General features: G+C 65.5%; 14 protein-coding genes. All 14 read right to left on the bottom strand.

Annotated features, from left to right (window positions below; all coding sequences use genetic code 11):
* Nucleotides 1-56 precede the first annotated feature (56 nt).
* The 14 genes from FBY28_RS18150 to FBY28_RS18085 all read right to left on the bottom strand — a co-directional run bounded on the left by FBY28_RS18150 (nt 57) and on the right by FBY28_RS18085 (nt 20,081).
* Entirely contained in the window at nt 57-806 is a 750-nt protein-coding gene (locus FBY28_RS18150) for a deoxyribonuclease IV (RefSeq protein WP_141868783.1), read from the bottom strand.
* A gap of 41 nt (nt 807-847) precedes the next feature.
* The gene (locus FBY28_RS18145; protein ID WP_216847793.1) at nt 848-1,465 is read right to left on the bottom strand and encodes a dihydrofolate reductase family protein; all 618 of its coding nucleotides are present in this window, start codon (nt 1,463-1,465) and stop codon (nt 848-850) included.
* Between the two features lie 118 nt (nt 1,466-1,583).
* Nucleotides 1,584-5,537, bottom strand: a complete 3,954-nt coding sequence (locus FBY28_RS18140) for a DNA-directed RNA polymerase subunit beta' (protein WP_141868781.1) — start codon at nt 5,535-5,537, stop codon at nt 1,584-1,586.
* A gap of 37 nt (nt 5,538-5,574) precedes the next feature.
* On the bottom strand, nt 5,575-9,054 hold the full coding sequence (gene rpoB, locus FBY28_RS18135; protein ID WP_216847792.1) for a DNA-directed RNA polymerase subunit beta: 3,480 nt from the start codon (nt 9,052-9,054) through the stop codon (nt 5,575-5,577).
* Between the two features lie 464 nt (nt 9,055-9,518).
* Complete coding sequence (locus tag FBY28_RS18130) at nt 9,519-10,607, bottom strand: ABC transporter ATP-binding protein (RefSeq protein ID WP_141868779.1); 1,089 nt, start codon at nt 10,605-10,607, stop codon at nt 9,519-9,521.
* A gap of 170 nt (nt 10,608-10,777) precedes the next feature.
* On the bottom strand, nt 10,778-11,164 hold the full coding sequence (rplL, locus tag FBY28_RS18125) for a 50S ribosomal protein L7/L12 (RefSeq protein ID WP_019514002.1): 387 nt from the start codon (nt 11,162-11,164) through the stop codon (nt 10,778-10,780).
* A 33-nt stretch (nt 11,165-11,197) separates the two neighbouring features.
* The gene (gene rplJ, locus FBY28_RS18120; RefSeq protein WP_019514001.1) at nt 11,198-11,734 is read right to left on the bottom strand and encodes a 50S ribosomal protein L10; all 537 of its coding nucleotides are present in this window, start codon (nt 11,732-11,734) and stop codon (nt 11,198-11,200) included.
* A gap of 238 nt (nt 11,735-11,972) precedes the next feature.
* Nucleotides 11,973-13,133, bottom strand: a complete 1,161-nt coding sequence (locus tag FBY28_RS18115; RefSeq protein WP_141868778.1) for an aspartate aminotransferase family protein — start codon at nt 13,131-13,133, stop codon at nt 11,973-11,975.
* Nucleotides 13,130-14,671, bottom strand: coding sequence for an aldehyde dehydrogenase family protein (locus tag FBY28_RS18110; RefSeq protein ID WP_141868777.1), 1,542 nt, complete (start codon nt 14,669-14,671; stop codon nt 13,130-13,132). Before FBY28_RS18110 ends, FBY28_RS18115 begins: the two co-directional genes overlap by 4 nt.
* Nucleotides 14,672-14,681: 10 nt before the next feature.
* Nucleotides 14,682-15,857, bottom strand: coding sequence for an NAD(P)/FAD-dependent oxidoreductase (locus FBY28_RS18105; RefSeq protein ID WP_141868776.1), 1,176 nt, complete (start codon nt 15,855-15,857; stop codon nt 14,682-14,684).
* Between the two features lie 198 nt (nt 15,858-16,055).
* A complete protein-coding gene (locus tag FBY28_RS18100; protein WP_141868775.1) occupies nt 16,056-16,772 on the bottom strand; it encodes a cache domain-containing protein in 717 nt (238 codons plus the stop codon).
* The gene (locus FBY28_RS18095; RefSeq protein WP_141868774.1) at nt 16,769-17,527 is read right to left on the bottom strand and encodes a FadR/GntR family transcriptional regulator; all 759 of its coding nucleotides are present in this window, start codon (nt 17,525-17,527) and stop codon (nt 16,769-16,771) included. The genes FBY28_RS18100 and FBY28_RS18095 overlap by 4 nt, the downstream gene beginning before the upstream one ends.
* A 45-nt stretch (nt 17,528-17,572) precedes the next feature.
* On the bottom strand, nt 17,573-18,922 hold the full coding sequence (locus FBY28_RS18090; RefSeq protein ID WP_141868773.1) for a flavin monoamine oxidase family protein: 1,350 nt from the start codon (nt 18,920-18,922) through the stop codon (nt 17,573-17,575).
* Nucleotides 18,923-18,953: 31 nt separating this feature from the next.
* Complete coding sequence (locus tag FBY28_RS18085) at nt 18,954-20,081, bottom strand: extracellular solute-binding protein (RefSeq protein WP_141868772.1); 1,128 nt, start codon at nt 20,079-20,081, stop codon at nt 18,954-18,956.
* Between the last annotated feature and the right edge of the window lie 121 nt (nt 20,082-20,202).

Genomic DNA, 20,202 nt, shown 5'->3' with positions numbered 1-20,202 from the left:
GAAGCCTAGTTCACCTGTTGGCCACCTACCGTTTGCTTCGAGGTTGCGGTGTGGTGTCAGATGTTGTCGCGCAGGAAGGCGATGTCGTCCTTGCGGCCGTCCTCGGACGTCTCGCAGATCACCGGGGCACCGGCGGCCTTGACGACGGCCACCAGCAGGTCGGGATCGATCTGGCCGGTGCCGAAGTTGGCGTGCCGGTCGGCGCCGGAGCCCGCCGCGTCCCGCGAGTCGTTGCAGTGCACCAGATCGATGCGCCCGGTGATGGCCTTGATCCGGTCGACCGCGTCGATGAGGGCCTCGCCGGCCGCCCACGCGTGGCAGGTGTCCAGGCAGAACCCGATCCCCTTGTCGCCGATGCGCTCCCACAGCCGGCCGATGGTGTCGAAATGCCGCGCCATCGCGTGGTCGCCGCCCGCGGTGTTCTCCAGGTACACCGGGACGTCGGTCTCCAGGTAGTCCAGCGCCTTGGCCCAGCGCTCGAACCCGGCTTCCATATCGTTGTCGTCGGCGTGCCCGCCGTGCACGATCACCGCCGTCGCGTTGATCTCGGCGGCGGCGTCGCAGGTGTCCTGCAAGATCTTGCGGGACGGGATGCGCACCCGGTTGTTCGCCGATGCCACGTTGATCAGGTACGGCGCGTGCACGTAGAGCGGGACGGCCGCGGCCTTGAGCGTTCCGGCGTCCTCGCGGGGCTTGGGTTTCTTCCAGCTCTGCGGGTTGCCGAGGAAGAACTGCACCACGTCGGCGTTCTCTGCGGCAGCCGCGGCCAGCGGGTCGTCGGGGTTCACATGAGATCCGATGAGCACGCGGCCAGTCTAGGCGCGCGCACCGACGCGACGCACAGCCGTCATCTCCGCCAGAACAGGTGATGGGTGACCCCACTCGGGCTGGGCACGACCTCGTGGTGGAATCGGTCATCGAGTTCGTCCGGCGACTCCCACAGCCGCGACCCCGCACCGATCTCCACGTCGGCGACCGCCACATGCAGCGTGTCGACCAGGCCGGCGTCAAGGAATTCCCGGACCGTCGTCGCACCCCCGCCGAGCCGGACATCCTTGCCGCCGGCGGCTGCCTTGGCCTGCTCCGCGACGCGCGCCGGGCTGTCGGAGACGAAATGAAACGTCGTCTCCCCCAACGTCAGCGACGGCCGCGCGTGGTGGGTCATGACGAACACCGGCGTGTGGAACGGCGGCTCCGCACCCCACCAGCCCTGCCACTCGGGGTGGTCCTCCCATGGGCCGCGGTAGGGACTGAACTTGTTGCGGCCCATGATCTCCGCGCCGATGTTGTTGTAGTAGTCCCGGGTGAAGTAGTCGTCGAGGCCGCGGGTACCGCCCGGCTCACGGCGGCCCACCCAGCTGGCCGTCGCACCCACCCAGGCAAAGAGCGCAGGCTGATCGGCATCGCCGAACGGCCGCTCGAAGCACTGGTTGAGGCCCGCGCCGAAACCATCGCGCGACAGCATGAAGTTGTGGACTCTGAGTAATTGGGGCACATGTGTGTCGACTCCGGCGGCCCCCGGAACTCATCGTGCGGCCATAGAAAAAGCCCCCGCCGAAGCGGGGGCTTTTCCTCGACGTCGACTACCGGTAGTCCGAGTAACCGTAATCGTCCAGCGGCACGGCAGCGCCGGTGCTCTGGCCGAAGTCCGGGCTGTAGTACTGATCCTCGTAGGACGGGATCGTGTACGCCGCAGCGCGGGCCTCTTCGGTCGGGTTGACCTGGATGTCGCGGTAACGGGCGATACCGGTACCGGCCGGGATCAACTTACCGATGATCACGTTCTCCTTCAGACCCATCAGCTTGTCGCTGCGGCAGTTGATCGCCGCATCGGTCAGCACGCGAGTGGTCTCCTGGAACGACGCCGCCGACAGCCACGAATCGGTGGCCAGCGATGCCTTCGTGATACCCATCAGCACCGGACGGCCGGCCGCGGGCTCGTTGCCCTCGGCGACGACCCGACGGTTCTCCGACTCGAATTCGCTGCGCTCGGTCAGCGATCCGGGCAGGAACTCCGTTGCGCCGGAATCGATGATCGTCACGCGACGCAGCATCTGCCGCACGATGACCTCGATGTGCTTGTCGTGGATCGACACACCCTGGGCGCGGTAGACCTCCTGGACCTCGCGGACCAGGTGGATCTGCACCTCGCGCGGGCCCTGCACACGCAGCACCTCGTGCGGATCGGCAGCACCTTCCATGAGCTGCTGGCCGACCTCGACGTGGTCACCATCGGAGAGCAGGCGCTCGGAACCGTCGTCGTGCTTGAACACCTTCAGGCGCTGGCGACGGGTCAGCTTGTCGTAGACGACTTCCTCGCCACCATCGTCGGGAACGATGGTGATCTTGTAGAACTTGTCGGTCTCCTCCAGCTGCACCCGGCCGGTGACATCGGCGATCGGGGCCTTGTTCCGCGGAACGCGGGCCTCGAACAGCTCCTGCACACGCGGCAGACCACCGACGATGTCGGCGCCACCGGTGACACCACCCTGGTGGAAGGTACGCATGGTCAGCTGCGTGCCGGGCTCACCGATCGACTGCGCGGCGACGATACCGACGGCCTCGCCGATGTCGACGAGCTTGCCGGTGGCCATCGAGCGGCCGTAGCACATGGCGCAGACGCCGGTGCCCGTGGTGCAGGTCAGCACGGAGCGGACCTTCACCTCGGTGATGCCGGCGGCCAGCAGCGCGTCGATGGCCGGGTCGCCCAGGTCATGTCCACGCTCGATGACGACGTTGCCGTCAGCGTCCACCGCGTCGGTGGCCAGCGTCCGGGCGTATGCCGACGTCTCGATGTGCTGATCGCGGACCAGCGTGCCGTCCTCTGCCTTCTCGGCCAGCGTGACGTTGATGCCGCGCTCGGTCTGGCAATCGGTCTCGCGCACGATGACGTCCTGGCTCACGTCCACCAGACGACGGGTCAGGTAACCCGAGTCGGCGGTACGCAGCGCGGTGTCGGCCAGACCCTTACGGGCACCGTGGGTGTTGATGAAGTACTCCAGCACGGTCAGGCCCTCGCGGAACGAGGACTTGATCGGACGCGGGATGTACTCACCCTTCGGGTTGGTCACCAGACCCTTCATGCCCGCGAGCGTGCGGGTCTGGGTGATGTTGCCCGTGGCGCCGGACTTCACGATCGTGATGATCGGGTTGTCCGAGGGGTAGTACTCCTCCAGCGCCTTACCGACCTCTTCGGTGGCCTGCTGCCAGATCTTCACCAGCTCGCCGTTGCGCTCGTCATGGTTGAGCTTGCCGCGCTGGTACTGCTTCTCGATCGCGTCGGCTTCGCTCTCGTAGCGCTCCAGGATCTCGGTCTTCTGCGGCGGCACGAGCACGTCGGCCATCGAGACCGTCACGCCCGAGCGGGTCGCCCAGTGGAAGCCGGCGTCCTTGAGCTTGTCGACGGTCTGCGCGACGACGATCATCGGGTAGCGCTCGGCGAGATCGTTGATGATCGACGCCTGCGCCTTCTTGAACATCTGTGCGTTCACGAACGGGTAGCCCTTGGGCAGCAGCTCGTTGAACAGCACCCGACCCAGCGTGGTCGACGCGGTCCAGGCATCCCCGTGCTTCCAGCCCTCGGGGAACAGCTGTGCCTCGATATCGGCCGGCGGACGCAGGGTGGTCAGCCGCACCTTGATCTTGGCGCGCACGCTCAGCGCACCGCGGTCCATGGCCATGATGGCCTCGGCCGGGCTGCTGTAGACGCCGGTCTCCGGGGTGTCCGTGGCGGCCGGGGTGTACTCGCCCTTGTCACCGTCGATCTCGGTGGTCAGGAAGAACAGACCGGTCACCATGTCCAGACGCGGCATGGCCAGCGGACGACCCGACGCGGGCGACAGGATGTTGTTCGAGGACAGCATCAGGATGCGTGCCTCGGCCTGCGCCTCCGCCGACAGCGGAAGGTGCACGGCCATCTGGTCACCGTCGAAGTCGGCGTTGAACGCCTCACACACCAGCGGGTGCAGCTGGATAGCCTTGCCCTCGACCAGCTGCGGCTCGAAGGCCTGGATACCGAGGCGGTGCAGGGTGGGTGCACGGTTCAGCAGCACCGGGTGCTCGGCGATGACCTCTTCGAGGACATCCCACACCTGGGGACGCTGACGCTCCACCATGCGCTTGGCGCTCTTGATGTTCTGCGCGTGGTTCAGGTCGACCAGACGCTTCATCACGAACGGCTTGAACAGCTCGAGAGCCATCAGCTTGGGCAGACCGCACTGGTGCAGCTTGAGCTGCGGACCCACGACGATGACCGAACGGCCCGAGTAGTCGACGCGCTTACCGAGCAGGTTCTGACGGAAGCGGCCCTGCTTGCCCTTGAGCAGATCGGACAGCGACTTGAGCGGACGGTTGCCCGGCCCGGTGACGGGCCGGCCACGACGGCCGTTGTCGAACAGCGCGTCCACCGACTCCTGAAGCATGCGCTTCTCGTTGTTGACGATGATCTCGGGCGCACCGAGGTCGATCAGTCGCTTGAGCCGGTTGTTGCGGTTGATGACGCGGCGGTACAGATCGTTGAGGTCGGAGGTCGCGAAGCGGCCACCGTCGAGCTGAACCATCGGGCGCAGCTCCGGCGGGATCACCGGAACGGCGTCGAGCACCATGCCCATGGGCGAGTTGCCGGACTGCTGGAACGCGGCGACGACCTTCAGTCGCTTGAGCGCACGCAGCTTCTTCTGGCCCTTGCCGTTCTTGATGGTGTCGCGCAGCGACTCGGCCTCGGCGTCGATGTCGAAGGTCTCGATGAGCTTCTTGATCGACTCGGCACCCATGGCACCGGTGAAGTACTCGCCGTAGCGGTCGACGAGCTCGCGGTAGAGCACCTCGTCGACGATGAGCTGCTTGACGGCCAGCTTGGTGAAGGTGGTCCAGATCTCGTCGAGCCGGTCCAGCTCACGCTGGGCCCGATCGCGCAGCTGGCGCATCTCGCGCTCGCCACCGTCGCGGACCTTGCGGCGCACGTCGGACTTGGCGCCTTCCTTCTCCAGCTCGGCCAGGTCGGCTTCGAGCTTCTGGGCCCGGGCCTCCAGGTCGGCGTCGCGCTGATCCTCGACGGCCTTCTTCTCGACGACCATCTCGGCTTCGAGCGTGGAGAGCTCGTTGTGCCGCATCTCGGTGTCGACGGCGACGATGACGTAGGCCGCGAAGTAGATGATCTTTTCCAGATCCTTCGGGGCCAGGTCCAGCAGGTAGCCCAAGCGCGACGGGACGCCCTTGAAGTACCAGATGTGCGTGACGGGTGCGGCCAGCTCGATGTGGCCCATCCGCTCACGGCGCACCTTGGCGCGGGTCACCTCGACGCCGCAGCGCTCACAGATGATGCCCTTGAAGCGCACGCGCTTGTACTTGCCGCAGTAGCACTCCCAGTCGCGAGTAGGTCCGAAGATCTTCTCGCAGAACAGGCCGTCCTTCTCGGGCTTGAGCGTGCGGTAGTTGATGGTCTCCGGCTTCTTGACCTCGCCGAAGGACCAGTTGCGGATGTCGTCCGCGGTCGCGAGACCGATGCGGAGTTCATCGAAGAAGTTGACGTCTAGCACGTAACTCCCTTTCCCCTTGCGGGACTAGAAATACTTATTAGGCCAGATCTTCGACAGAGGCGGATTCGTTGCGCGACAGGTTGATTCCGAGGTTGGCAGCGGCGCGCTCCAGGTCCTCGTCGTCTCCGTCACGCATCTCGATCGCCGCGCCGTCCGAAGACAGCACCTCAACGTTCAGGCAGAGCGACTGCAGCTCCTTGAGAAGCACCTTGAACGACTCCGGGATGCCCGGCTCGGGGATGTTCTCGCCCTTCACGATTGCCTCGTACACCTTGACGCGACCGACCGTGTCGTCGGACTTGATGGTCAAGAGCTCCTGCAGCGTGTACGCCGCGCCGTAGGCCTGCATGGCCCAGCACTCCATCTCACCGAACCGCTGACCACCGAACTGCGCCTTACCACCGAGCGGCTGCTGGGTGATCATCGAGTACGGACCGGTCGAACGGGCGTGGATCTTGTCGTCGACCAGGTGGTGCAGCTTCAGGATGTACATGTAGCCGACCGTCACCGGGTACGGGAACGGTTCGCCACTGCGGCCGTCGAACAGCTCGGACTTGCCCTGCGCGTTGACCATGACGTCACCGTCGCGGTTGGGCAGCGTCGAGCCGAGCAGGCCTTCGAGTTCCTTCTCCTGCGCGCCGTCGAACACCGGGGTGGCCACGATGCTGTCGGCCGGAGCCGACTGCATCCCCTCGGGCAGCTTCGCCGCCCATTCGGGTGAACCCTCGATGTTCCAGCCGGCCTTGGCGACCCACCCGAGGTGGGTTTCCAGGATCTGGCCGATGTTCATACGACGCGGCACACCGTGGGTGTTCAGGATGATGTCCACCGGGGTGCCATCGGGCATGAACGGCATGTCCTCGATCGGCAGGATCTTGCCGATGACGCCCTTGTTGCCGTGGCGTCCGGCGAGCTTGTCGCCGTCGGAGATCTTGCGCTTCTGGGCCACGTAGACGCGGACCAGCTCGTTGACACCGGCGGGCAGCTCGTCGTCATCCTCGCGGGAGAACACGCGGATACCGATGACCTTGCCGGACTCACCGTGGGGCACCTTGAGCGACGTGTCGCGGACCTCACGGGCCTTCTCACCGAAGATGGCACGCAGCAGGCGCTCTTCCGGGGTCAGCTCGGTCTCGCCCTTCGGGGTGACCTTGCCGACCAGGATGTCGCCGTCGCGGACCTCGGCGCCGATGCGGATGATGCCGCGCTCGTCGAGATCGGCCAGCACCTCATCGGAGACGTTCGGGATGTCCCGGGTGATCTCCTCGGCGCCCAGCTTGGTGTCGCGGGCATCGATCTCGTGCTCTTCGATGTGAATCGAGGTGAGCACGTCTTCTTCAACCAGACGGCTGGAGAGGATGATCGCGTCCTCGTAGTTGTGACCCTCCCACGGCATGACGGCGACGAGCAGGTTCTTGCCCAGCGCCATCTCACCGTTCTCGGTGCACGGACCGTCGGCCAGAACCTGGCCGGCCTCGACACGCTGTCCGGTGTCCACGATCGGGCGCTGGTTGGCGCACGTGCCGTGGTTGGACCGGGCGAACTTGCGCATCCGGTAGGTCTGGCGGCTGCCGTCATCGGCCATCACGGTGATGTAGTCGGCCGAGACCTCTTCGATGACACCGGTCTTGTCGGCGACGACAACGTCACCGGCGTCGATGGCGGCACGCAATTCCATGCCGGTACCGACCAGCGGGGCCTCGCTGCGGACCAGCGGAACGGCCTGGCGCTGCATGTTGGCACCCATCAGGGCACGGTTGGCATCGTCGTGCTCGAGGAACGGGATCATCGCGGTCGCGACCGACACCATCTGGCGCGGCGAGACGTCCATGTAATCCACGTCTTCGGCGGAGACGAACTCGACCTCGCCGCCCTTACGGCGGACCAGGATGCGGTCCTCCTCGAAGCGGCCGTTGGCGTCCAGCGGCGAGTTGGCCTGCGCCACGATGTGGCGGTCCTCCTCGTCGGCGGTCAGGTAGTCGATCTGGTCGGTGACCACACCGTCGGTGACCTTGCGGTACGGCGTCTCGATGAAGCCGAACGGGTTGACCCGGGCGTACACCGACAGCGAACCGATCAGGCCGATGTTCGGGCCTTCCGGGGTCTCGATCGGGCACATCCGGCCGTAGTGGCTGGAGTGCACGTCGCGGACCTCGAGGCCGGCACGCTCACGGGACAGACCGCCGGGGCCCAGCGCCGACAGACGGCGCTTGTGGGTCAGACCCGACAGCGGGTTGTTCTGGTCCATGAACTGCGACAGCTGGCTGGTCCCGAAGAACTCCTTGATCGCCGCCACGACGGGACGGATGTTGATCAGGGTCTGCGGGGTGATCGCCTCGACGTCCTGGGTGGTCATGCGCTCGCGCACGACACGCTCCATACGCGACAGGCCGACCCGGATCTGGTTCTGGATCAGCTCGCCGACGGTGCGCAGACGACGGTTACCGAAGTGGTCGATGTCGTCGACCTCGACGGGCACCTCGACACCACCGGGCGCGGTCATCACCTTGTCGCCCTGGTGCAGACGCACCAGGTACTCGATGGTGGCGACGACGTCCTCTTCGGTCAGCGTCGAGTTGGTGATCGGCTGGCCCGCGTTGAGGCCGAGCTTCTTGTTCACCTTGTACCGGCCCACGCGGGCCAGGTCGTAGCGCTTGTCCTTGAAGAACAGGTTCTCCAGCAGGGTCTGCGCCGACTCCTTGGTCGGGGGCTCGCCCGGGCGCAGCTTCCGGTAGATGTCCAGCAGCGCCTCGTCGGTACCGGCGGTGTTGTCCTTCTCCAGCGTGCTCATCATGATCTCGGAGAAGCCGAAGCGCTCGGTGATCTGCTCGTTGGTCCAGCCGAGCGCCTTGAGCAGCACGGTGACGGGCTGGCGGCGCTTGCGGTCGATGCGCACACCGACGGTGTCGCGCTTGTCGACGTCGAACTCCAGCCACGCGCCGCGGCCGGGGATGACCTTGACGCTGTGCAGGTCCTTCTCGGTCGCCTTGTCGATCGACGAGTCGAAGTACACACCCGGCGAACGGACCAGCTGGCTCACCACGACACGCTCGGTGCCGTTGATGATGAAGGTGCCCTTCTCGGTCATCATCGGGAAGTCACCCATGAAGACCGTCTGGCTCTTGATCTCGCCGGTGTTGTTGTTGATGAACTCGGCCGTGACGAACAGCGGGGCCGCGTACGTCATGTCCTTGTCTTTGCACTCGTCGACCGGGGCCTTGACCTCGTCGAAGCGCGGATCCGAGAAGCTCAGCGACATGGAGCCGGAGAAGTCCTCGATCGGGGAGAGTTCGGCAAGGACCTCTTCCAGACCGCCAACGGGGTTCACATCGCCGCGGTCGACTGCCTTGGTGCGCCACTTGTCCGAACCGACCAGCCACTCGAACGAGTCGGTCTGAACGTCGAGCAGCCCCGGAACCTCAAGAGGCTCGCGGAGCTTGGCGAAGGAAATACGATTGGGCGCTCCCGGAACGGAGCTATTAGTGGAATCTGACTTGCTCTGGCTCGAGACTGCCAAGATGCACCCTTCCAGCTATATCTGCATCGGTTCGGCTGGCTCTCAAGCCCGAATCTTCGAGCCATGGCACGCGACTAGGTCACTGAGCAGGGCTCAGGCTAGGTCCACGATGTCAGGTGCACAGAAGGGTGGGCAGGATGCAGCCAGCGCAACGTCCAACAATAGCGGAACATGGCGCATTCCTCAACCACGGCATGTATGGGGTGCGTCCGGCGCTGGCTGGCGACTGGATCCTGCACTTTGCCTCATACATTGCTGCCCAACAGACTGGCCCGTTTGCCGCCGTCCGTCAAGAGATAAGGCCGTGTCGGCTGTGGAGTTTTCAGATTTGCTCGGCGCAATGTTCCGCTGACAGCCGCGTCGAGCCCATATATCCATGACGGAGCTGTCAGCGGAACATTGCGATCCGGCCCAACAAGAAACCGCCCGGGCTGCGCCCGGGCGGTTTCTTGTCGGATCAGGTTCTACGGGTTGCTCACCGGGTTGCTCACCGGGATGGACTGCGTCGGGGCGTCGTCCTCCTGGTTGTGCGGGCGGGCCACCACATGGCCGGGCTCGTGCGAGGCGTACTGGTGGGTGCCCTCCAGGTCATCGCGGATGGCTTCCTGGGCGGCCGGCGGCAGGGTGTGCAGGATCTCGCGTACCCGGGCCTGACGACGACCCACAGCCTTACGCTCGGGCATACCGGGAGTGGCCATCAGCTGCGGGGGCACACCCTCGATCTCCTCGACGCCACCGTCGTGCTGACCGGCCTCCATCATGGCCTGCTCGGCCGCGGCGGTGGCCTCGTCCTTCTCCTCCGACATACCGATCGGCCCGATACGCCGACCGTTGAGGAACTGCTTGACCACCGGCTCTTCGCTGGTCAGCAGCACCTCGCGGGGGCCGAACATGATCAGCTGCTTGCGGAACAGCATGCCGATGTTGTCGGGCACCGTGCGAGCGATGTTGATGTTGTGCGTCACGATCAGCACGGTCGCGTCGATCTGGGCGTTGATATCGATCAGCAACTGCGACAGATACGCGGTACGGACCGGGTCCAGACCGGAGTCCGGCTCGTCACACAGGATGATCTGCGGGTCCAGCACCAACGCGCGGGCCAGGCCGGCACGCTTGCGCATACCACCGGAGATCTCACCGGGGAACTTGTGCCCGTCATTGGGCATACCGACCAGCTCGAGCTTTTCCATCACGATGTTGCGAATCTCGGACTCGGACTTCTTCGTGTGCTCACGCAGCGGGAAGGCCGTGTTGTCGTAGATGTTCATCGAGCCGAACAGCGCACCGTCCTGGAACAGCACACCGAACAGGGTGCGGATCTCGTAGAGCTCCTTGGCCGAGCACTCCAGGATGTTGGTGCCATCGATGATGATCGAGCCGCGCTCAGGCCGCAGCAGGCCGATCAGCGACTTCAGGAACACCGACTTACCGGTACCCGAGGGGCCCAGCAGCACGCTGACCTCACCTGCGGGAATCGACATCGTGACGTCTTCCCAGATCTTCGACGACCCGAACGACTTGCTCAGGTTGTTCACGTCGATTTGGACGCCCATACATGTTCCTTCCGATTGCAGCCCGGGTACTGCCACTCGCCCGGGGCACCTGTGGCTTGAGTCACTGTAACGTACGCCCATTTCCAGCAACGACGAACGGTTGCCCTACAGGCGGGAGAAACGACTGCGGGCCGGGTCGAATGATCGACCCGGCCCGCAGTGCGAGTGAACTACTTGACGGTGACGCTGGCGCCGGCGGCCTCGAGCTTGGCCTTGGCGTCCTCAGCGGCTTCCTTGCTGACCTTCTCCAGCAGCGGCTTGGGCGCGCCGTCGACCAGATCCTTGGCTTCCTTCAGGCCCAGGCCGGAGACGATCTCGCGGACGACCTTGATGACGCCGATCTTCTTGTCGCCGGCACCCTCGAGGATGACGTCGAATTCGCTCTGCTCTTCGGCGGCCTCGGCGGGCGCACCGGCGGCGGGGCCGGCGGCCACGGCGACCGGAGCGGCGGCGGTGACGTCGAAGGTCTCCTCGAACTGCTTCACGAACTCAGAGAGCTCCAGCAGGGTCATTTCCTTGAACGCGTCGAGCAACTCTTCGGTGGACAGCTTTGCCATGGTGATTCCTTATCTCTGTGGGTGGTGGTGTGCTTAAGCGGCGTCGGTGTTTTCCGAGCCGGCCTTCTTCTCTTGCAGAGCTGCGGCCAGACGGGCGATCTGGGACGCGGGCGCAACGAACAGCGCCGCGGCCTGGGACTGCTTCGCCTTCAGCGCGCCGGCCAGCTTGGACAGCAGGACCTCGCGCGATTCCAGATCGGCGATCCGGTTGACCTCATCGACGGAAAGAGCCTTTCCGTCCATGTAGCCGCCCTTGACGACCAGTGCCTTGTTGTCCTTGGCGAACTTCTTGATCGCCTTCGCGGCGTCAACGGGCTCACCGCTGATGAACGCGATGGCGGTCGGGCCGGCGAACAGATCGTCCAGACCCTCGATGCCGGCTTCGGCAGCCGCACGCTTGACCAAGGTGTTCTTGGCAACCGTGTAGGTGGTTCCGTCGCCCAGCGACCTGCGCAGCTCGGCAAGATTGGACACCGTCAGGCCGCGGTACTCGGTGACGACGGTGGCCGTCGCCTCCTTGAACTTCTCGGCGATGTCGGCGACCGCGGTGGCCTTTTCAGCCTTGGCCATGCTTGCCTCCTCGTGATGGTTGGGTCGTCCACCGCATGAGGGGCCAGAAATCACAAACGCCCCGACACAGAAAGGTCGGGGCGCGCAAGAATGCTTCTACCTCGTCCTCCTGCGTGGGCCGCCGGGAAATCCCGGACCTTCAACCGCTTCGCGCAAGCGCTCATCGGTGACCTACGGTCTTCGGTGGAACTGCAGAAGAATAGCCTGCCGCACCCCGATCGACCAAAACGCGGCGTACCTATCGGCCGGCGCAGGCCCGGACGACGCCCTGTTCGATCTGCTCGATGTCCCCATCGGACATCGCCGTCGAGAGCGCCAGCAGTCCGTTGGTCCCGGCCAGCACACCCGCCTCGTAGAGCCGCCACCACGTTCGCTGCACGTCCTCGACGAGCAGGCGCAGCAGCGACCCCCGTCCGTTGACCGCAAGACCTGTTGCGCTCAGCCGGCGCCGGAGCTCGTCTCCGCGTGCGTTGAGTTCTGCCACCTCGCATGCGTCGAAACGCCGGAGGGCGGCCATCCCGGCCGCCATCGTGACCGGGTTCGCGCTGAAGGTCCCTCCCCAGGCCACCGATCCGTCGTCCAGCGGACTGAAGGACTTCAACACCTCTGCGCGGCCGCCCACCGCGCCCACCGGGTATCCACCACCGATCACCTTGCCCAGCGAGACGAGGTCCGGGGTCACTCCGTACTGGTGGTGCAGCCCTCCCACCCCGAGTCGGAAGGTGATCACCTCGTCGATGGTCAGCAGTGCTCCGCAGTCGGATGCCAGCCGCCGTGCCGCCGCGACGAAGTCGCCGGAGACCGGCGTCAGGCCGGCCCGGTTGGGCATCAGGTCCAGCAGCACCGCCGCAACTCGGTGCCCGTAGCGGGCCATGGCATCGCCAAATGCGTCGATATCGTTCTGCGGCAACACCAGGACATCGCGCGCGACGCCACCGGGCACCCCTGCCGCCTGGGCGGAGACGACACCGTCGTAGGTGCCGTGATAGCTCCCGTCGAAGCGGACGATGAGATCACGTCCGGTGTGTGCGCGCGCCCCGCGCACCATCATCATCACCGCCTCGGTACCCGAGTTACAGAACCTCCACTGTTGCAATCCGGTTCGTGCGCGCAGCACTTCGGCCATCTCGACCTCATAGCCGGTCGGCAGCCCGAACGCCGTGCCCTGGGCTGCCGCGGCGGTGGCGGCCTGGAGGATCTCCCGATCGGCATGGCCGTGGATCAGGGCGGTGTAGTTGTTGTTGCAGTCGATCGTGCGGTGCCCGGTCGAGTCGATGACGTACGGTCCCTCACCGCGCCGCGCATAGGGTGGGTGCGGCGCGACGAAGACCGTCGTGCGTGTGTTGCCGCCGGGCATGACATCGACCGCTCGCGCGAACAACCCGTCGGCGGACGTCATCGCCGGGCGCTGACGGTGCGGCTCTGTTCGCGCATGAAGCCCGGCAGATACCAAGGGCCGAGACCGCCCTTGCCCGACGAACCGCTGGCCTTCCACCCGCAGAACGACTGCAGACCGGGCCACGCACCCGTCGTCGCGCCCTCGCGGCGGTTCACATAGACGACGCCGGCCTCGATCTCGTCGAGGAACCGATCGGTCTCCTCCGCCACACTGCTGAAGATTCCGGCCGACAATCCATAGTCGACGGCGTTGGCCTCCGCGAGCGCCTCGTCGATACCGTCGACGGCCGTCACGGTCACCACCGGCGCGAACAGTTCGTCCCGGGTGAGGCGATGCCCTCGCGGTAGACCCATCACGAGCGTCGGCGATACGAAGTGGCCGGCGCCGTCGGGGATGGCGGTCGAGAAAACGGTCGCACCGTCCGCGCGCGCAGTCTGCAGCGCCGAAGCCACCCGCGCGGCGATGTTCTCGTCGATCACCGGACCCATGAAGACGGCGGCCGATGCCGGATCGCCGACCACGATCTGCTCGACACGCGCCTGCAACCGTCGCACCAGCTCGTCGTGCACGCCGCGTTCGACCACGACGCGCCTTGTGGCACTGCACTTCTGACCGGAGAAACCGTACGCCGACCGCACGATGCCCTCCACCGCGTCATCGAGGTCAGCGGTGGCCATCACGATCGCCGGGTTGCTTCCACCCATTTCGGCCAGTACCGGCTTGGCGTACGCACCCGCACCGAAACCGCGAATGATGCTCCACCCGACCTCGGCCGATCCGGTGAAGGCGACACCGTCGACCCGGGATTCCACCAGCATCCGACCGGTCTGTGCGCCACCGTGAATCAGGTTCAGTACACCCGCGGGGAGCGCTTCGGCGAGGATCTGCGCCGCCAGCGCCGTGGACCGCGGTGTCTTGTCCGATGGCTTGATTGCGACGGTATTTCCGGTCACCAGGGCGGCGGCCGCCATGTTGACGGCGAGGGCGACGGGGAAGTTGAACGGTGCGAGTACCGCGAAGACGCCATAGGGACGCAGCACATCGGTGGTCGTATCGGTGGCGGTGGGCCGCAGCGGGGTCACGAAGCCGTTGTTGAGTTCCATTTGTGCGCAGTAATGTTCGATCAGATCCGCCGATTCCTGAGCCTCGGCGAGCGCTTCGATGCGCGACTTTCCGGTCTCGGCGGAGATGGTTGCGGCGATGGTGATCATCTGATCGAGGAAGCCGGACTTGGCGGCGCGCAGCGCACCGGCACGCTCGGCCGCCGATACCGATCGCCACTGCCGACCCGCCGCCCGGGCGGCATCGACGGAGCGGTCGATGACGTCCTGGGTCGCCGCATGGGCACGTGCGACCACCCGGGACGGGTCGGTGGGATCGCGCCGCTCGAACACCTCACCGTGAGGTGCGGTGTCACCGGCGATGACGTGACCCAGCGCGTCGGGCACCTGGGTCCGAGCGTGGTGCAACGCACTCTCGAAGGCCTGGTCGAGTTCGGGGTCCAGGGAAGTGCTGCCGTAGTTCAGGGTGGTGGTCATCGTGGTCCTTTCAGAGGGCAGGTTGGGTGGGGGCAGCGACGTTCACGCGATCGGGAGCCCAGGTCGAGGTCCAGCTGAAGGTCGGCGCCTTGTCGATGACGGCTTCAGCCGCGACAAGACCGATGGCCGGCGCCAGTTGGATCCCGGACCCGCCGGCACCCAACGCACACACCACCGACGGCTGGGTGGGATGGCGCCCGACGACGGGGCGGTGATCCGGGCTCATCGGATAGATGCCCTGCCAGCTGCCGCTGATCGTGAGGTCGTCGACGATATGCAGCCGCTCGGCCATCAACGTCAGGATCCGCTCGATCTCGCCATCGCCGACGCGACGCAAGGGCACGTCCGGTGATACGGGTTCGTGGACGCCTTCGTCGGTGTGCAGGCCGGCGATCAACTGGTCCACACGTTCGGAACGGAAATAGACCCCGTCGGTGCCCGAGTCCGGCACGTAGTCCATCACGAACGGCAGCATCGGATCCATGGGCGTGCGCAGATCGACGGTGATGGCCCCGTGCAGCTGCGGGTGCAGCGCGATCGGCGCGCTGAGCAGCTCCCCCACGCGAGCCGCCCACGGACCGGCCGCATTCACCACAATATCGGCCTGCAGTGTTCCCTTGGTGGTCTCCATCTGCCACCGACCGGCGGAATCCACTGTTGCACCCAACAGTTCGGTGTTGACCGATATTCGTCCACCGTTCTCGACGATCAGGCGAGCCGCCACGGTGCAGTACTCGTAGCCGTCGATGTACCCGTCCGATTCGCCGTAGAGTCCGCCGATACGGTCGGAGACCACCAGCTGCGGCCATCGGCGCGCGATGTCGTCGGCCGTCAGCACGGAGGCATCGGTCACGCCGAATCCTCGTTGGGTGTCCAGGCTTTCGGAGAAGACGGCCATATCGGCAGACGTCGAGCCGAGCCGTAGATAGCCACATGGCACGAAGCGCAGCCCACATTCGGCCGCCAGCTTGTCGTAGAAACGCCTCCCGTGCACTCGCGCTTCGATGTCGTCGGCACGAAAGTACTGCGTCTCCACCATGCCCACCGACCGGCCGGAGGAGCCCTCGCCCGGATGGGTTCTGTCGACGACGACGACATCATCGACCCCGTGTTGCAGCAACTCCAACGCCGTGGACAATCCGAGGACACCAGCCCCGATCACCACTACGGCTGGGGTCGAGGTCATTTCGCCTCCCGAGAAGTGTTCAATCGCGGTTCGATCAACCGACCGCGCAGCGTGCCGACGCTCGACACACCAAAATAATATAGTTCAGTCGTTTTAATATCAAGTGCCCAGCGCACGCAAAACCGCACTGCGCCAATAGATTCAGACACGATAGAGAAAGCCGAACCGCAACAATGGGCACCAACGCACGGCCTCGGGTCAGGCCAGCAACACCACTGACCAGCCGTAGCCCGGTACCGGGATGCGTTTGCGTACCACAGATTCGATATCGGCACGTGCGGCACGCGGCACTATCGGCAGGCCCGTACTCAACGAGGGCACCGTGGACACCAGCACCCGGTCGGATTCGTTCACCAGCGCCAGCGAGCCCGAGATCGATGCCAGATCGGCGGCCAGGGACTCGATCAACCGACTGACGTCGACATCGGCGGCGACCACTCCGCGGGGCGCCTGCTCCCCCGGCACCGGTAGGGACACCGTCACGGTGTAGTCATCAGAGCCCCAGGTGTCGATGAACGGACCCGACACCGCGGGCGCGCCGGTGTCCATCGGACTGCGAAACCAGCGCAATGCGGTGTAGTCGTAGAAACTCTCGGACTCCGGATCAGCACTGTGTGCGCGCTCGATCACCCCGCCGGCCCGCCACACCCACCACACCATCGCCGGCGCACGACCCGAACCTAGGTAATCCGCGGCATATCCCGCACCGGCGAGCGCGTCGCCGTCACTGCGTTGCCCGAGAAGGAGCTTGGTCGCGTCGACGAAGTAGTCGAAGTCATCGGCGTCGGAGTCCATCTCGGAGTCCATGCGGTCAACCACCGATACCAGACGTGTGACCACTGCATCGATGCGCGCCGCCACCTTCTCGGCGAACGCACCGATCTTCTTCTCCTCGGCCTTGGTATACCGGGTCATACGCGACTCCCTGTACTAGCGCCGATCTTCCTGCCCGCCAGGGCGGTTGCGGCGCCGCTTCCGGCGTCTCGAACCGCCTGGGCGGCGTCGACCGATCGTCCGTCGGCGATGGCCCGCAGCAGTGCATGGTGGTGACCAGATGCCTTGGTACGCAGGGCTGCATCCTGATAGGCCACCGACAGCATCGGCCCGTAGTCGATGGCGCAGGCCACGGTCGCCCGGGTCAGCCGTACAGACTGAGAGGCGGCCGCCACCGCGATGTAGAACCGCCCCTCTGCTCGGCGGGCCGTCGGCGAATCCTCGGCCTCGGTGAACCCCTGAACCAGCTGGGCCATGGCCGCCACCTCGTCATCGGAAGCACGTTCGGCCGCCAACCAGGCAGCTGCCTCCACCACCGAGATCCGCCAGTCGGACAGATCTCGCAGATCGACCAGCGAGAAGTCGGTCAGCTGTGAATAGCCATGTGCCACAGAGTCATAACCGTTACGCCGGACGAAGCTGCCGCCGGTGCGTCCGCGCCGGGTTTCCAGCAGCCCGGCCTCACGCATCAACCGGATGGCATCCCGCAACGTGACCGGCGAGATGCCCATCTGGGCGGCCAGATCGGTTTCCGGCGGCAGCTGCTCACCATCCTTGAAGACGTCGAGGGCCACCGCGTTGCGCAAGCGGTCGAAGATCACCTGCGCTCGTCCGCCGTGTTCGAGCGGCGCAAAGATCACCTCGCGCAGGATGTCCGATGTCTGCGGCACCGCCATCGAGCTTCACCACCTTCCCCTCACGCGATCGACTACCGGACGGATTCAGCGATTCAGTATGCCCAAGACCTCTTCGGCAGCAAGCCCTCCGGTGTGCAACGCGCCTTCGACACCCAGCCGTGAGTCGAAGTCCGAACCGGCAAAAGTGACCCGTCCTCGAGCCTGGCGAGCCTTGGGTCGGATGGCGGTCTGGCCGGGCCGCAGGTAACTCCACGTCCCCCGTGCGAACGGGTCCCCCGCCCAGTCATGCCATGCGAGCGCATCAACGGTGATACCAGGGACATAGTGTTGCAGCGCCTTCTCCACGGCGGCCGGATCGGTGACATCGAGGGCCCCGACGGCAGAGGTGAAGCCCACCACGATGGCCTGATCACCGTGATGGAAGGTCGTCGACGCCGTCGCAAAGCCGCCTTCCTGGGGAATCCCGTGCGCGTAAAAGGGATCCGGGCAGTTGCTGACGAACGCCGTCACCTTCTCGGCTTGCGCGGCAACACCCTGGGCGGCCAGCGTTTTCAGCTCTTCGGACAGCTCCGGAGTGAACCGCACTTCGGCCAACACGCCGATCGGCAAAGCGCTCACGACGGCAGGCACGGTGATGTCACCCGCTGTGGTCCGCACCCGAACCCCGGTGCCGGTGTCCTCGACGTCGGTCACTCGCACACCCAGCACGACATCCGCGTCGGACCCGGCAAGCACCGCGTTGAACAGTGCGCCGGTCCCCTCCGCCAGTTGCGGGCCCAGGGTACGGGCCATCGGAGTGTCGTAGGGAGCGGCGAAGAATGTCGCCCCCGACACCGATCCGCTCTTGGCGATCGAATGCAGAAGTGGCAATGCCGAGGGAACATCCCACGAATCGCCGGCCAGCGTCACGATATGCGCCTCGAACAGTTCTCGCGTGTGCGGCCCGAGCTGCAGGTCGGCGAGTAGCTGCGGCCATGGCACGTCGAGCTCGGAGACGTCCTGCTCCTCGATGGGCCGGTTGGGATCGATGCGCGCGGCGAGTCCGGAGATCGCCACGATCAACGTCTCCAGGGACGCCAGTTCGTCGATCGGGACCGGGAGCGGACCGGTGCGTCGGGAGCCGCCCGAGAGCCAGATCAACGTGGTTTTCTCCAGCGAACCCCATTCCAGGGCGAGTCCGTGGTCGTCGATCTCCTGCCAGGTCAACGGATAGGTGGCGCGATCCAGCATGAACGCTCCGCCCCACTCCACGGTGTGACCCTCGAAGTACTGCTGTTGAGACCACATTCGGCCCGACAGTCGGTCGCGCGCCTCGATGATCAGGACCCGCAGGCCGGCCCGGGTCAACCGGCGCGATGCGGTTGCGCCGGCGAATCCTCCGCCGAGGACGGCGACGTCATAGTCACCTTCTAGATGGTCTACGACACGGTGCATGAAAACTGCGCCCTTTCTCGGTGGGTCGGGATCACTGGGCCTGGAAGGTCGCCAGCGCGGCGCTCACGGCGTCGATATTGGTGGCGTAGTACTGCGCGTCCTCGGCGACTGTGCGCGCGGCGTTCTGCTCGGAGACCACATAGGGCTGCACGGCCGGGTCGTAGTCGTCGGGCCCAAGGTCCTTGATGGCGGTGGTGTAGGTGGTGCGATCCACGAAGCCGATCTGCCCCTCCCGATCGAGAATCCACATGGCCAGCGCCGCTTGGCCGATCTTCGAGTTGGGCGCACCCTTCGGCACGGCGAAGTACGCCGCGGTGGTCAGGGCACCGTCCCAGGTGAACTCCAACGGCAGCTTCTGCTTGACGATGGCGTCGTAGACACGGCCCGTCCACACCATGCCCATCGCACACTCACCGTTGTTGAGCAGCTGCAGCACCGTCGATCCGGATTCCCACCAGACGATGTCGTTCTTGATGGTGCCGAGTTTGGCCAGGGCCCGGTCGACATCCAAGGGATACATATCGGCGGGTGCCACACCATCGGCGAGGAGGGCGACCTCCAGGGTGCCGCCGCTGACGGGGTATTTGTACAGACACCGCTTACCCGGAAAATCCTTGGTGTTGAACAGGTCGGCCGAGGACGTCGGCTTCTTGTCGCCGAAGGCGCCGGTGTTCCACACCAGGACGGATGCGTTGTCCTCGACCTTGATGCCGAACGTGTCGACGCTCGCTGCGGCGAGTTTGTCGACGGGCACGACACCGGTGTCGACCTCCTCGAGCAGACCCGCCTCGGCGGCCTGGAAGTACTCGCCACCGGTACCGAACTCGATGAGATTCCATGGCACATTGCCGGATTCGGCGGCCGCCCGGAACTTGGTCGAGGTGCCGTCGGTGTACTCGGCCTGCGACGGTAGTCCGGTCAGCGCCGTGAAGTCCTTCCACACGGTCTCGTTCTTGGCCTCGGCAGTCAGACCGCCGGAGGAGTCATACCAGGTCAGGGAGCCAGAAAGGCCCTTGAACGTCGACTCGGGAAACACCGACGAGTCGAAGTCGGCGCTGTTGTTCGCCGGGGCTTGGGAGTTGCCACATGCGACGGCGGCGGCGCTGCACAGTGCCACGGTGATGGCCGCGGCCACCTTCCCGAATCTGACCCTTGACATGGCTGCTCCTAATCAGTCAGTTTTGTTTTATCCGATCGAACTGTATCTTTAATTCAGGCCACGTCAAGAGGTGAATGTGAGAACCGCTACAGACCTCGCCCAGGGGGCCGAGCCCGAGCCG

The organism is Arthrobacter sp. SLBN-53, assembly GCF_006715585.1.
Classification (GTDB): Bacteria; Actinomycetota; Actinomycetes; order Mycobacteriales; family Mycobacteriaceae; genus Mycobacterium; species Mycobacterium neoaurum_A.
The sequence above is the reverse complement of the archived record's forward strand: the minus strand, read 5'-3'. Positions and strand labels throughout refer to the sequence as shown.

Excerpts from the sequence above, each read along its gene's own strand:
- FBY28_RS18145 (WP_216847793.1), bottom strand. The coding sequence starts at position 1,465 with ATGCTGTCGCGCGATGGTTTCGGCGCGGGCCTCAACCAGTGCTTCGAG.
- FBY28_RS18130 (WP_141868779.1), bottom strand. The coding sequence starts at position 10,607 with ATGGGCGTCCAAATCGACGTGAACAACCTGAGCAAGTCGTTCGGGTCG.
- rplL (WP_019514002.1), bottom strand. The coding sequence starts at position 11,164 with ATGGCAAAGCTGTCCACCGAAGAGTTGCTCGACGCGTTCAAGGAAATG.
- rplJ (WP_019514001.1), bottom strand. The coding sequence starts at position 11,734 with ATGGCCAAGGCTGAAAAGGCCACCGCGGTCGCCGACATCGCCGAGAAG.
- FBY28_RS18115 (WP_141868778.1), bottom strand. The coding sequence starts at position 13,133 with ATGACGTCCGCCGACGGGTTGTTCGCGCGAGCGGTCGATGTCATGCCC.
- FBY28_RS18110 (WP_141868777.1), bottom strand. The coding sequence starts at position 14,671 with ATGACCACCACCCTGAACTACGGCAGCACTTCCCTGGACCCCGAACTC.
- FBY28_RS18105 (WP_141868776.1), bottom strand. The coding sequence starts at position 15,857 with ATGACCTCGACCCCAGCCGTAGTGGTGATCGGGGCTGGTGTCCTCGGA.
- FBY28_RS18100 (WP_141868775.1), bottom strand. The coding sequence starts at position 16,772 with ATGACCCGGTATACCAAGGCCGAGGAGAAGAAGATCGGTGCGTTCGCC.
- FBY28_RS18095 (WP_141868774.1), bottom strand. The coding sequence starts at position 17,527 with ATGGCGGTGCCGCAGACATCGGACATCCTGCGCGAGGTGATCTTTGCG.
- FBY28_RS18090 (WP_141868773.1), bottom strand. The coding sequence starts at position 18,922 with ATGCACCGTGTCGTAGACCATCTAGAAGGTGACTATGACGTCGCCGTC.
- FBY28_RS18085 (WP_141868772.1), bottom strand. The coding sequence starts at position 20,081 with ATGTCAAGGGTCAGATTCGGGAAGGTGGCCGCGGCCATCACCGTGGCA.